The 13,289-nt window shown below is 60.9% G+C and carries 12 protein-coding genes; 9 read left to right on the top strand and 3 right to left on the bottom strand.

Going from position 1 to position 13,289, the window contains the following annotated elements:
- Positions 1–97: 97 nt before the first annotated feature.
- From ppsA to G7026_RS17165, 7 genes are all read left to right on the top strand, one after another.
- Entirely contained in the window at positions 98–2,413 is a 2,316-nt protein-coding gene (gene ppsA / locus G7026_RS17195) for a phosphoenolpyruvate synthase (RefSeq protein ID WP_375138212.1), read from the top strand.
- Positions 2,414–2,818: 405 nt separating this feature from the next.
- Entirely contained in the window at positions 2,819–3,307 is a 489-nt protein-coding gene (gene rraA / locus G7026_RS17190) for a ribonuclease E activity regulator RraA (RefSeq protein WP_181072139.1), read from the top strand.
- Positions 3,308–3,376: 69 nt separating this feature from the next.
- The gene (locus tag G7026_RS17185; protein ID WP_181072138.1) at positions 3,377–4,372 is read left to right on the top strand and encodes a CorA family divalent cation transporter; all 996 of its coding nucleotides are present in this window, start codon (positions 3,377–3,379) and stop codon (positions 4,370–4,372) included.
- 55 nt (positions 4,373–4,427) lie between these two features.
- The gene (locus tag G7026_RS17180) at positions 4,428–4,670 is read left to right on the top strand and encodes a CrfX protein (RefSeq protein WP_181072137.1); all 243 of its coding nucleotides are present in this window, start codon (positions 4,428–4,430) and stop codon (positions 4,668–4,670) included.
- A 2-nt stretch (positions 4,671–4,672) separates the two neighbouring features.
- A complete protein-coding gene (locus tag G7026_RS17175; RefSeq protein ID WP_181072136.1) occupies positions 4,673–5,497 on the top strand; it encodes a mechanosensitive ion channel family protein in 825 nt (274 codons plus the stop codon).
- Between the two features lie 84 nt (positions 5,498–5,581).
- Entirely contained in the window at positions 5,582–6,172 is a 591-nt protein-coding gene (gene sigX, locus G7026_RS17170; protein ID WP_181072135.1) for an RNA polymerase sigma factor SigX, read from the top strand.
- Positions 6,173–6,265: 93 nt separating this feature from the next.
- Entirely contained in the window at positions 6,266–7,258 is a 993-nt protein-coding gene (locus G7026_RS17165) for an OmpA family protein (RefSeq protein WP_181072134.1), read from the top strand.
- A gap of 169 nt (positions 7,259–7,427) precedes the next feature.
- On the opposite strand, the gene acnB is transcribed toward G7026_RS17165, so the two are convergent.
- Positions 7,428–10,037, bottom strand: coding sequence for a bifunctional aconitate hydratase 2/2-methylisocitrate dehydratase (acnB, locus tag G7026_RS17160; RefSeq protein ID WP_181072282.1), 2,610 nt, complete (start codon positions 10,035–10,037; stop codon positions 7,428–7,430).
- A gap of 393 nt (positions 10,038–10,430) precedes the next feature.
- Between acnB and G7026_RS17155 the strand changes: the two genes are divergently transcribed.
- On the top strand, positions 10,431–10,907 hold the full coding sequence (locus G7026_RS17155) for a DUF1289 domain-containing protein (RefSeq protein WP_181072133.1): 477 nt from the start codon (positions 10,431–10,433) through the stop codon (positions 10,905–10,907).
- Between the two features lie 8 nt (positions 10,908–10,915).
- Here G7026_RS17155 and G7026_RS17150 read toward each other — a convergent pair whose 3' ends face one another.
- Positions 10,916–11,779 carry a universal stress protein gene (locus G7026_RS17150; RefSeq protein ID WP_181072132.1) on the bottom strand — a complete coding sequence of 288 codons (864 nt, stop codon included), beginning with the start codon at positions 11,777–11,779 and terminating at the stop codon, positions 10,916–10,918.
- A gap of 153 nt (positions 11,780–11,932) precedes the next feature.
- Between G7026_RS17150 and G7026_RS17145 the strand changes: the two genes are divergently transcribed.
- Positions 11,933–12,529, top strand: a complete 597-nt coding sequence (locus tag G7026_RS17145) for a tRNA-(ms[2]io[6]A)-hydroxylase (protein WP_258190327.1) — start codon at positions 11,933–11,935, stop codon at positions 12,527–12,529.
- A gap of 33 nt (positions 12,530–12,562) precedes the next feature.
- On the opposite strand, the gene lpxH is transcribed toward G7026_RS17145, so the two are convergent.
- Complete coding sequence (gene lpxH / locus G7026_RS17140) at positions 12,563–13,285, bottom strand: UDP-2,3-diacylglucosamine diphosphatase (protein WP_181072130.1); 723 nt, start codon at positions 13,283–13,285, stop codon at positions 12,563–12,565.
- Positions 13,286–13,289: the final 4 nt, after the last annotated feature.

Raw genomic sequence — 13,289 nt, 5'->3', positions numbered from 1 at the left:
GCAGGTGCGCCCAAGTCTTCCAACAAACAGTGGAGAGATCACCTTGGTAGAGTACGTAGTTTCCCTCGATAAGCTCGGCAACCACGATGTTGAGCGAGTGGGGGGCAAGAACGCATCCCTCGGCGAGATGATCAGCAATCTGGCAGGAGCCGGCGTTTCGGTGCCAGGTGGTTTCGCGACCACCGCCCAGGCCTATCGCGACTTTCTCGATCAGAGCGGTCTGAACGATCGCATCCATGCCACCCTCGATGCCCTGGACGTCGACGACGTCAATGCCCTGGCTAAGGCCGGTGCGCAGATTCGTCAGTGGGTGATGGATGCCGAGTTCCCCGCGCAACTGGACGCCGACATCCGTACCGCCTTCGCCGAAATGGCTGGTGGCAACGACAACATGGCGGTCGCGGTGCGTTCTTCGGCGACCGCCGAAGACCTGCCCGATGCATCCTTCGCCGGCCAGCAGGAAACCTTCCTTAACATCCGCGGCGTCGACAACGTCATCCGCGCGGCGAAGGAAGTGTTCGCTTCCCTGTTCAACGACCGCGCCATCGCTTACCGCGTACACCAGGGTTTCGACCACAAGCTGGTCGCCCTGTCCGCCGGCGTGCAGCGCATGGTGCGTTCGGAAACCGGTACCGCGGGCGTGATGTTCACCCTCGACACCGAATCGGGCTTCCGCGACGTGGTGTTCATCACCGGCGCTTACGGCCTGGGTGAAACCGTGGTTCAGGGCGCGGTCAATCCCGACGAATTCTATGTTCACAAGCCGACGCTCGAAGCCGGTCGCCCGGCGATCCTGCGCCGCAACCTGGGCAGCAAGGCGATCAAGATGATCTACGGCGACGAGGCCAAGGCCGGCAAGTCGGTCAAGACCGTCGAGGTGGACAAGGCTGATCGCGCACGCTTCGCGCTCTCCGACGAAGAGGTCACCAACCTGGCCAAGCAGGCGCTGATCATCGAGAAGCACTACGGCCGCCCGATGGACATCGAGTGGGCGAAGGATGGCGACGACGGCAAGCTGTACATCGTCCAGGCGCGCCCCGAGACCGTGAAGAGCCGCAGCAGCGGCAATGTCATGGAGCGTTATCTGCTCAAGGAAAAGGGCAAGGTACTGGTCGAAGGCCGCGCGATTGGTCAGCGCATCGGTGCAGGCCCGGTCAAGATCATTCGCGACGTCTCGGAGATGGACAAGGTCCAGCCGGGCGACGTGCTGGTATCCGACATGACCGACCCGGACTGGGAGCCGGTGATGAAGCGCGCCAGCGCTATCGTCACCAACCGCGGTGGGCGCACCTGCCATGCGGCGATCATCGCACGCGAGCTGGGCATTCCGGCGGTGGTCGGTTGCGGCAACGCCACCGAGCTGCTCAAGGATGGCCAGAACGTGACCGTTTCCTGCGCCGAGGGTGATACCGGGCTGATCTTCGAAGGCGAGTTGGGCTTCGATATCCGCAAGAATTCAATCGATGCGATGCCGGAACTGCCGTTCAAGATCATGATGAACGTCGGCAACCCCGACCGTGCCTTCGACTTCGCCCAGTTGCCCAACGAAGGTGTTGGCCTGGCGCGTCTGGAATTCATCATTAATCGTATGATCGGCGTGCACCCCAAGGCATTGCTCAATTACGAAGGCCTGCCAGCCGACGTCAAGGGCAGCGTGGACAAGCGCATCGCCGGCTACGCCGACCCGGTCAGCTTCTATGTCGACAAGCTGGTCGAGGGCGTCAGTACCCTGGCCGCCGCGTTCTGGCCGAAGAAGGTCATCGTTCGCCTGTCTGACTTCAAGTCCAACGAATACGCCAACCTCATCGGCGGCAAGCTGTACGAGCCTGAAGAAGAGAATCCGATGCTCGGGTTCCGTGGTGCATCGCGCTACATCAGCGACTCCTTCCGCGACTGCTTCGAACTCGAATGCCGTGCGATGAAAAGGGTGCGCGACGTAATGGGGCTGACCAACGTCGAGTTGATGGTTCCTTTCGTACGTACCCTGGGCGAGGCCTCTCAAGTCGTCGATCTGCTCGGCCACTACGGGCTCAAGCGCGGGGAGAACGGGCTCAAGGTCATCATGATGTGCGAACTGCCGTCCAATGCCTTGCTGGCCGACGAGTTCCTCGAATACTTCGATGGCTTCTCGATCGGCTCCAACGACATGACCCAGTTGACCCTGGGTCTGGACCGGGACTCCGGAATCATCGCGCACCTGTTCGACGAGCGTAACCCGGCGGTCAAGAAGCTGCTGTCCAACGCGATCCAGGCCTGCAACAAGGCCGGCAAGTACATCGGGATCTGCGGGCAGGGCCCATCCGACCATCCGGATCTGGCGAAGTGGCTGATGGAGCAGGGCATCGAAAGCGTGTCGCTGAACCCGGACTCGGTACTCGATACCTGGTTCTTCCTGGCGGACGCCGAGATCTGATCGGGCGTCATCGATGAAAAAGGGCGGGCAACCGCCCTTTTTCATGCCTGACGCATAGCGGGCGGACGGCGCCGTTCCATCGGTACGGACGGATAGTTAAGATGTGACTAAACAATCGTATCTGGTCATGATTCGTCTGGTGGAGTTGGTATGTTCGTCGCGATCGAGCGGCTGCTCCACCCGCACGCGGCTGTTTGAAAACCGCTGCCGCACCAAGGCGCGCCGCTGGAGCGCGCTACCCTGAGTGGAACGGGATTGCGTTGCCGTCGCCAGGGTGCGACGTTCGAGGTGTCGGATGGCCGTGCGCTTGGCACGATCTGTAATTCAATGGCGGTGTATCCGCCGACCTATGACGGCGACCGAGTCGGTGTCCGGGTCTGAGCTTTCAAACCACAGGAGCTTCCCATGCAATACGTCACCCCTGATCTGTGCGATGCCTATCCCGATCTGGTGCAAGTGGTAGAGCCGATGTTCAGCAATTTCGGCGGCCGCGATTCCTTCGGCGGCGAGATCGTCACGGTGAAATGCTTCGAAGACAATTCGCGGGTCAAGGAGCAGGTCGAACTCGATGGCACCGGCAAGGTGATGGTCGTCGATGGAGGCGGCTCGCTGCGTCACGCATTGCTCGGCGACATGCTTGCCGAGAAGGCTGCGCGCAACGGTTGGGAAGGCATCATCATCTACGGCTGTATCCGCGACGTCGACGTGATCGCGCAGACCGAGATCGGCGTTCAGGCGCTGGCGACGCACCCGCGCAAATCTGAAAAGCGCGGCCTGGGCGATCTGAACGTGCCCGTCACCTTTTGCGGCGTCACCTTCCGCCCGGGCGAATACGTCTATGCCGATAACAACGGCATCCTGGTGTCGCCTGAGCCGCTGAAGATGCCCGACTAAGCGCGGCTGCTGCCGCCCGTTCTTCCTGCCCGGCTCAGCCGGGCTTTTTATGAGCAGGCCGTCATACCGATGCAACAGAACGATAACGATCGCTGGGGTCTCATCCATGCACTCGTGCTCGATGGGCGTGGGGGCGCGCGCAGCCTGGCGTATGCGTCGCTCGAGTCGGTGCAGCTTGAGGACGGTGAAACGCTATGGGTGCATCTGGATCGCAGCCACCCCGGTGCCGTCGCTTGGCTGCGCAGTCGAGACGAGATCGGGACCTTCGCCTGCGACGTGTTGCTTGAGGAAAATACCCGGCCGCGAATGCTCGCACTGCCGGGCGAGGCGTTGGCCATGTTCCTGCGCGGGGTCAATCTAAACCCCGGCGCCGAGCCCGAGGACATGGTATCGCTGCGCGTGTTCGCCAACGCCAGGACGGTGATTTCGCTGCGGCTAAGACCCTTGAGGGCCACCGAGCTGGTCATCGAGCAGCTTGCCCATGGACATGGGCCGAACCATGCCTCTGGACTGCTGCTGGCGCTGGCCGATTCGCTGACTGATCGGGTCGACGATCTGGTGGCCGAACTCAGCGAAATGACCGATAGCGAGGAGGAACGCCTGGAGCAAGATCCTCGTTACACGCCCGAGCACGACAGCGTGCTGTCGCTGCGCCGACGTGCCGCCAGTCTTCGACGCTTTCTGCTGCCCCAGCGCGACCTTTATGCGCAATTGACCCGCACCCCGCTTTCCTGGCGCGACGCCGACGACAGCGCCAACTGGAACGAACTCAGCAACCGGCTGATACGTTTCGTCGAGGAGCTGGAGCTGATCCGCGAAAGGGCAAGCCTGGTCCTGGAGTCCGAACAGCGGCGTCTGAATGAACGGATGAACCGGACGATGTACCTGATCGGCATCATAACCGCGTTCTTTCTACCGCTGAGCTTCTTCACAGGCCTGCTGGGGATCAACGTCGGCGGTATTCCCGGCTCGGAGTTTCCTTACGGTTTTACCGTCGCCTGCGGCCTGATCGGCGCCGTTGCGTTGTTCCAATGGTGGATCCTGCGATGTTTGCGCTGGGTTTAAATGTGACTCGGTCGGCTGTTTGCAGCGTCTAGCCGACACATATCCCGAGGTGCGCATGCACGATCCGTTTGAGAAATCCCTGCGCGACATGCTTAACACGCCATCGAGCCACGATGACGATGCCTGTCTCGATCGCGTACTGAAAACCGCCAACCGTCAGGTGGGAGCAGGGGACCTGTTCGGTCTCATGGGCCATTGGTTGCAGGCACTGCTCATCGCCTTCAACAGCGGATCGCAGCACATCGCGCCGATCTCGCGCCGCCACTCGCCAACCCGTTCGACTGATAAGGCTGATTGATCATGGAATTCGATCCCTGGACCCAGAATCTGTTGTCTGCGATGAGCTCCCTATGGGCTTCGGTTGCCGCATTCCTCCCGCGCCTGTTCGGCGCCCTGATCGTGGTGGTGTTGGGCTTCGTCATCGCCAAGCTGCTCGACACGCTGCTGTCCAAGGTGCTGGCACGGCTAGGGCTCGATCGGCTGATGGCCGGCACCGGCCTGACCAAGTTGCTCGCCCGGGTGGGCATCCGGGCACCAGTCTCGACACTGATCGGCAAGATCGTCTACTGGTTCGTGCTGCTCATCTTCCTGGTCTCGGCGGCCGAATCGCTGGGACTCGAGCGTGTCTCGTCGACCCTCGACGTGCTCGCCTTGTACATCCCGAAAGTCTTCGGTGCCGCGCTGATTCTGCTCGCTGGCGTGCTGCTTGCCCAGCTGGTCAGTGGGTTGGTGCGTGGTGCCGCCGAAGGCGTTGGGCTGGACTATGCCGGGGGGCTGGCGCGCCTGGCGCAGGGCTTGGTCATCATCATCAGCATCTCTGTGGCGATCGGTCAGCTCGAGGTGAAGACAGAGCTGCTCAACTACGTCATCGCCATCGTGCTGATTTCGGTGGGCCTGGCGGTCGCACTGGCCTTTGGTCTGGGTAGCCGCGACCTGGTTGCGCAGATTCTCGCCGGCATCTATATCCGCGAGTTGTACGAGGTTGGACAGCGGATCGGTCTTGCCGATCTGGAGGGCCAGATCGAGGAAATCGGTACGGTCAAAACGCTATTGCTGACCGATAACGGCGAGCTTGTTTCGGTCGCTAACAGAACGTTGTTGGAGCAGAGAGTCAGAAGCCACTGACAGTCCAATATCTGCTAAAGTGTGCCGCCTTTTTTCTGCTTCCCAGAGTAGCGGCCATGATACTGACTGCCGGCTCCAAGCGTCTTGACTAAAACCCATTCTCCGTCGTTGCGCTATGACCCACGCGAGCTTTCCGATGAAGAGCTGGTGGAGCGCGCTCACGTCGAGCTTTTTCATATTACGCGAGCTTATGAAGAGCTCATGCGGCGATATCAACGCACGCTATTCAATGTATGTGCGCGGTATCTAGGCAACGATCGGGACGCCGATGATGTCTGTCAGGAGGTAATGCTTAAAGTCTTGTACGGGCTGAAAAATTTCGAAGGAAAATCGAAGTTCAAAACGTGGCTTTATAGCATCACCTATAACGAGTGCATCACGCAGTATCGGAAAGAGCGTCGCAAGCGGCGCCTATTGGACGCGTTGAGTCTCGACCCGCTTGAAGAAGCGTCGGAAGAGAAAGCGCCGAAAGTTGAAGAGAAGGGTGGACTCGACCGTTGGTTGGTACATGTCAATCCTATCGACAGGGAAATCCTGGTACTTCGCTTCGTTGCTGAACTCGAATTCCAGGAAATTGCCGATATCATGCATATGGGTCTTAGTGCAACGAAGATGCGCTACAAGCGTGCTCTGGATAAACTCCGCGAAAAATTTTCCGGGCTTGCCGAAACTTAGAGCCAGAAAGTTGTCTGATTCTCAGCGAACAGGCTTTGGTACACCCGGTTTCCTTAGATTGTTCTGATACCAACCACAGATGGGGATTTACGGATGAAACTGAAAAACACCTTAGGCGTTGTCATTGGCTCTCTGGTTGCCGCCACTTCACTCAGCGCGCTGGCTCAGGGCCAAGGCGCTGTCGAGGTGGAAGCTTTCGGCAAGCACTATTTCACTGACAGCTCGCGCAATATCGAAAATGGCGAACTGTACGGTGCAAGCGTCGGTTACTTCCTGACCGACGACGTTGAACTGGCGTTGTCTTATGGTGAATACCATGACATCAACTCAGACGACCGTGTGCAGAACGGCCGCCACAAGGATATCAAGGGTAGCCTGACTTCCCTCGACGCCCTGTACCACTTCGGTCAGCCGGGTGTTGGTCTGCGTCCTTACGTCTCCGCTGGTGTGGCTCATCAGAGCATCGGTCAGGCTACTCGTAGCGGCCGTGACCGCAGCACCTTTGCCAACATTGGCACCGGTGTGAAGTACTACTTCACTGAGAACGTCTATGCACGTGCTGGCGTTGACGGCATGTACAACATCGATGCCGACGAAGGCGAATGGATGGCTGGCGTGGGCGTAGGCGTGAACTTTGGCGGCGGTGCTCGTCAGGTCGCGGCTGTCGAGCCGACCCCTGAGCCGGCTCCAATGCCTGTTGCCGCTGCTGAGCCGGAGCCGGAGCCAGCTCCAGAAGTGGTCCGCGTCGAGTTGGACGTGAAGTTCGATTTCGACCGCGCTCGCGTTCGTGAAGAGAGCTACTCGGACATCAAGAACCTGGCTGACTTCATGCAGCAGTACCCGCAGACTTCCACCACCGTGGAAGGCCACACTGACTCGGTCGGTACCGATCAGTACAACCAGCGCCTGTCCGAGCGCCGCGCAAATGCCGTTCGTGAAGTGCTGGTCAACCAGTACGGTGTCGAAGGCGGTCGCGTGAACTCGGTTGGTTATGGTGAGTCCCGTCCGGTTGCTGACAACAGCACCGAGGACGGTCGTGCCATCAACCGTCGCGTTGAAGCTGAAGTAGAAGCGCAAGTGCGTTAATCGACGCGCCTCGCAGCAGGAAAGCCCGGCTCATGCCGGGCTTTTCTTTGCCTGCGATTTTGTCTGCAGCCGCGGTATCGAGTGATGTGACATAAGCTTGTGATGAGCCCTTGTACGCCCTGATCCAGGCAAAAAAAACCCCGCACTAGGCGGGGCTTTTGGCGGACCCTTAGGCCTGGACCACCGGGATCTTCGCGTTAGCCGCAGCTTCACGGAACTCGGCGATCTGATCGAAGGACAGGTAGCGGTAGACGTCGGCAGCCATGCTGTCGATATCCGCTGCGTACTGCATGTATTCCTCGACCGTTGGCAGGCGACCCAGAATCGAGGCGACCGAGGCCAGTTCGGCGGATGCCAGGTAGACGTTGGCGCCGTCACCGAGGCGGTTCGGGAAGTTACGGGTCGAGGTGGACACCACTGTCGAGTTCGACGCTACGCGTGCCTGGTTACCCATGCACAGCGAGCAGCCCGGCATTTCCATCCGTGCACCGGCCTTGCCGTAGATGCCGTAATAGCCTTCCTCGGTCAGCTGGTGAGCGTCCATCTTGGTTGGCGGAGCCAGCCACAGGCGGGTCGGAATGCCGCCCTTGACCTTGTCGAGCAGCTTGCCGGCAGCGCGGAAGTGGCCGATGTTGGTCATGCAAGAACCGATGAACACTTCGTCGATCTTGTCGCCGGCTACCTGAGAAAGCAGGCGGGCATCGTCCGGGTCGTTCGGCGCGCAGAGCACGGGCTCGGTCACTTCGGCCAGGTCGATCTCGATGACTTCGGTGTATTCGGCATCGGCGTCTGCGGTCATCAGTTCCGGATTGGCCAGCCAGGCTTCCATTGCCTGTGCACGACGCTCCAGAGTACGGGCATCGCCGTAGCCTTCACCGATCATCCAGCGCAGCAGGGTGATGTTGGATTTCAGGTATTCGGCGATCGACTCTTTCGAGAGCTTGATGGTGCAGCCAGCGGCGGAGCGCTCGGCCGACGCGTCGGACAGTTCGAACGCTTGCTCGACAGTCAGCGTCTCGAGGCCTTCGATTTCCAAGATGCGACCGGAGAAGATGTTCTTCTTGCCCTTCTTCTCGACCGTCAGAAGTCCTTTCTGAATGGCGTAGTAGGGAATCGCATGTACCAGGTCACGCAGGGTGATGCCAGGCTGCATCTTGCCCTTGAAGCGAACCAGTACCGACTCGGGCATGTCCAGCGGCATCACGCCGGTCGCTGCGGCGAAGGCAACCAGGCCGGAACCGGCCGGAAAGGAAATGCCGATCGGGAAGCGGGTGTGCGAGTCGCCACCGGTACCGACGGTATCGGGCAGCAGCATGCGGTTCAGCCAGCTGTGGATGATGCCATCGCCTGGGCGCAGGGAAACGCCGCCGCGGGTCATGATGAAGTCAGGCAGCGTGTGGTGGGTCTTGACGTCGATCGGCTTCGGATAAGCCGCGGTGTGGCAGAACGACTGCATCACCAGATCGGTGGAGAAGCCTAGGCAAGCCAGGTCCTTGAGCTCGTCGCGGGTCATCGGGCCGGTGGTGTCCTGGGAGCCGACGGTGGTCATCTTCGGCTCGCAATAGGTGCCCGGACGAACGCCTTTGCCTTCCGGCAGGCCGCAGGCCTTGCCGACCATCTTCTGTGCCAGGGTGAAGCCCTTGCCGGTATCGACCGGAGCTTCTGGCAGCTTGAACAGGTCGGTCGGGCCCAGGCCCAGCTCGGCACGCGCCTTTTCGGTCAGGCCGCGGCCCACGATCAGAGGAATACGGCCGCCAGCGCGGACTTCGTCGAGCAGTACGGGCGTCTTCATCTCGAAGGTGGCCAGTACCTCTTCGGTACCGTGCTTGCAGACCTTGCCGGCATAAGGGTAGACGTCGATGACGTCGCCCATGTTCAGGCCGGAGACGTCGAATTCGATCGGCAGGGCACCAGCGTCTTCCATGGTGTTATAGAAGATCGGAGCGATCTTGGAGCCGAAGCAGAAACCGCCGGCACGCTTGTTCGGCACGTAGGGGATATCGTCGCCAAAGAACCACAGCACCGAGTTGGTGGCGGACTTGCGCGAGGAGCCGGTGCCGACCACGTCGCCGACGTAGGCGATCGGGAATCCCTTGGCGCGCAGGCCTTCGATCTGCTTCAGCGGGCCGATGGAGCCCGGCTGGTCGGGTTCGATGCCTTCACGTGCCATCTTCAGCATCGCCAGGGCATGCAGCGGGATGTCAGGGCGCGACCAGGCGTCAGGCGCCGGGGACAGATCGTCGGTGTTGGTTTCGCCGGTGACCTTGAACACGGTCAGGCTGATCTTGTCAGCCAGCATCGGGCGCTTCTTGAACCACTCGCCATCGGCCCACGACTGCAGTACGGCCTTGGCGTTCGCGTTGCCAGCCTTGGCCTTTTCAGCGACGTCATGGAAGGCGTCGAACATCAGCAGGGTGTGCTTGAGCTGTTCGGCGGCGGTGGCGCCGAGGTCGGCGTCGTCCAGCAGCTCGACCATGGTGGCGATGTTGTAGCCGCCCTGCATGGTGCCAAGCAGCTCGACGGCGCGCTGCTTGCCGATCAGCGGAGAGGCCGCTTCACCCTTGGCCAGAGCGGACAGGAAAGCGGCCTTGACGTAGGCGGCCTCGTCCACGCCCGGCGGTACGCGGTTGGTGATCAGATCGAGGAGGAATTCTTCTTCGCCGGCGGGCGGGTTCTTCAGGAGGTCGACCAGGCCTGCGGTCTGCTCGGCGTTCAGCGGCTGGGGCACGATGCCCTGGTCGGCACGCTCTTGTACGTGTTTGCGGTAGGCTTCAAGCACAGTTATACCCTCATCATTGGTTCCAATGGGTTTCATCGGAACGCACATCCGGAAGCTGTTTTCAAAGTTTTACGGCGGATGATGAGGCCGGGAGGGCAAAAACTTGCGATTCTGCGCGCCCGGCTTGCAGCCGGTTCAACTGTGCTCGTGACGCTTTGAAAACAGCTTCTTGTGGACAGTGGCGCCTAAAACGGCGGACTGATTCTACTGGAAAGAGCCGCTGAAGTTAAGCGACGCTGGGCTTGCGCCGCGTCAATGCGCCGCAGGAGTGCACCTGCGCCGCAGCCATGCGGCACACGGCAAGCGGCGTGGGTGGTGGTCGCGGCGATGGCGGCGGTGACCAGGCTTGGACAAAAGTCTAAGATACGTGCCTGTTCAGATCATTCGCGTCCCATGTCCAACCATCGCATCAAAACGCCCTGTGTCGGCCTCTGTTCGACTGTCTATGGCGATCTCGTCTGCCGCGGCTGCAAGCGCTTCCATCATGAGGTGGTGAACTGGAACGCCTATAGCGACGAAGAGAAGCGCGCCGTATGGCGGCGCCTGGAGATCCTCCTGGTGCAGGTGATGACCGCCAAGCTCGAGGTGTTCGACGCGCCGTTGCTGCGCAGCCAACTGGAAGCGCGCCAGGTGCGTTTCGTCCCGGAGCAGTCGCCTTATTGCTGGGCGTATCAGCTGATCGCGCGCGGCTCGCGGGTGATCCAGCAAGTGGAGGCCTATGGCGTCGCGCTGCTGCCCGAGTTTCGCGACTGGCCCTTGCCACAGTTGCGGGAGGCCATCGATCGCGAGTTCTTCCTCTTGTCGGAAGCGCACTATGAGCGCTATATCGCGCCGCGTTTTCTGGTCGAGGGTATTGAAGTCCGCGTCTAGTCGCTCTGTCAGCGTTGAGCCACCAGGTCCTCGAGGTGGCCGATAATGTCTTCGGGTTTGAGTACCAGGACATCGCTGTCCAGCGCGTCGAGCACGACCTCGGCGGTATTGCCCATCAGTGCGCCTGAGAACCCTGTCCGCGCGACGGTGCCGATGACCGTTACCACGGCGCCCAGTTCGTGCGACACCTTCGGTATCAGCGCGTCGGCCGGACCTTCTTCGATGTGCAATTGCGCGTCGCTGATGCCGTACTCGTTCTGGAATGCCTTGCAGGCTTCCCGATAGCGCGCTTCGATGGTTTCGCGCAATTGGAAGGCCGGGTCGGCCGCCGACAGCATGGCCGAAGGGTGCGCGCTGATTACATGCAGCTCACCGTCAGCCAGGCGCGCGATCTCGAAGCCGTGGCTGACGATGCCCGCATGCAGCGTGCGGTGTTCAAGGTCCGCATTGCCAACGTCCACCGCAGCGAGGATCTTGCCTCCGGTCCAGGGTGTATCGGTCTTGACCATGAGCACTGGGCAGGGGCAATAGCGCAGCAGCTTCCAGTCGTCCGGCGTGAGCAGGGCGCGTTTGAACGGATTGTCGGGCAGGTGTTGCTTGATCACCAGGCCGCAGCCTTGGGCCTGCTGAACGGCAATAGCGGTCTGCCATGGGTTTTCATGCCATGCCTGTTCAGCGCTGACGCTGAGGCCTTCTTCCTCCAAGAGCGCGCGCAGCGCCTGCAGCTGCGCGCCGTGCTCATGCTTTCGTTCGCATATCAGCAGGTGCAGATGCGACTTACTGACACCGGCGATGAGCTTGGCGCGCTTGAGAGCCAGGCCCTGGTCGTTTTCCGCCTTGATGATCACCAGGATGCTGCTAATGGCTTGCATGGCCGTTCTCCTTCTTTTGGCTGAGCTGGTAATCACTATAGATGGCCGCTGGCAGTGGTGGTTTTGACCTGAGTCAGACTGCCGGGCTGGCCGCCAGCCGCGCCATTCGTATAATGGCGCGCCTTTTCCCAGGACCCGTCCAGGACACCCATGCTGCTGCCCGAAATCGAAACCTTCCTGTTGTGCCCGACGCCTGCCAGCTGGATCGAGCAGGCCCTGGATCATCAGGACGTACTGCTGATCGACCACGCCAACTGTGAGAAAAAGGCGGCATCCACGGCGCTGACGCTGCTATTTCGCTATGTCGAGAAAGCCGATCTGCAATACAAGCTCTCCCGACTGGCTCGTGAGGAGTTGCGTCATTTCGAGCAGGTGGCGGCGTTGATGAAAAAGCGCGGGGTGGCGTATCGGCCAGTCAGTGCGTCGCTCTATGCCCAGCGCTTGCACAAGCACATCCGCACCAGCGAGCCGCACAAGCTGGTCGATACGCTGATCGTCGGGGCTTTCATCGAGGCGCGCTCGTGCGAGCGGTTCTATCGGTTGGCGCCGCACCTGGACGAGGAACTGGGCAAGTTCTATCGCTCGCTGCTCAAGTCGGAGGCGCGGCATTATCAGGACTACCTGAAAATGGCTGCCCAATACGCTGGCGAGCCGATCGACGAGCGGGTTGCGTTCTTCGCCGAAGTCGAGCGTGACGCGATCCTGACGCCGGATGAGGAACTGCGCTTCCACAGCGGTGCAGCGGCCTAACCTCGGCATCAGCGTCGAGGCGGATGCGGGTCGCTATACGAGCGGAAAGGGGCTGAGCTGATAGCCATGCTCGTCCACCTGAAGCGCCCAGCCTTTCTGGTCCCAATCGCCGAGCACGATGCGTTGGGCGGGGCGGCCGTCCACTTCCAGTTCGTGTACCGCCGGCCGGTGAGTGTGGCCGTGAATCAGGCGTGTGACGCCATGCCGGCGTAGCGACGGCGGGACTTCCTCGGGCGTGACGTCGACGATGTCGCTGGCCTTCATTCGAGTCTGTTCGCGGCTCTGCCGGCGCAGTTTGCTCGCCAGTTTCTGCCGTGTGGAGAGCGGCAGATTGCGCAGGATGAACAGGCTCAGCGGATTGCGCAGCCAGCGGCGCAGGCGCATATAACTCTCGTCGCGGGTACACAGGCTGTCGCCGTGCATCAGCAGCACCGGCTCGCCGTTGAATCGCTGTACGCTGGGGTCGGCCAACAGAGTGCAGCCGGCTTCGCGGCAGAACGCGCGGCCAAGCAGAAAATCGCGGTTGCCGTGCATCAGGTAGACCGCGACGCCGCCATCACTCAATTTGCGCAGGGCCTTGGCAATCGAATGCTGGAAGGGCGACATCGCATCGTCGCCGATCCAGACCTCGAAGAAGTCGCCCAGAATGTAGAGTGCCTTGGCCTGTGGCGCGCGGGTCTCGAGAAAATGCAGAAACGCCCGGGTGATGTCCGGGCGTTGTTCTTCGAGGTGCAGATCCGAGATCAGCAGGATCACATCA

This window comes from Stutzerimonas azotifigens (assembly GCF_013522725.1).
Lineage (GTDB): Bacteria > Pseudomonadota > Gammaproteobacteria > Pseudomonadales > Pseudomonadaceae > Stutzerimonas > Stutzerimonas azotifigens_A.
The sequence above is the reverse complement of the archived record's forward strand: the minus strand, read 5'-3'. Positions and strand labels throughout refer to the sequence as shown.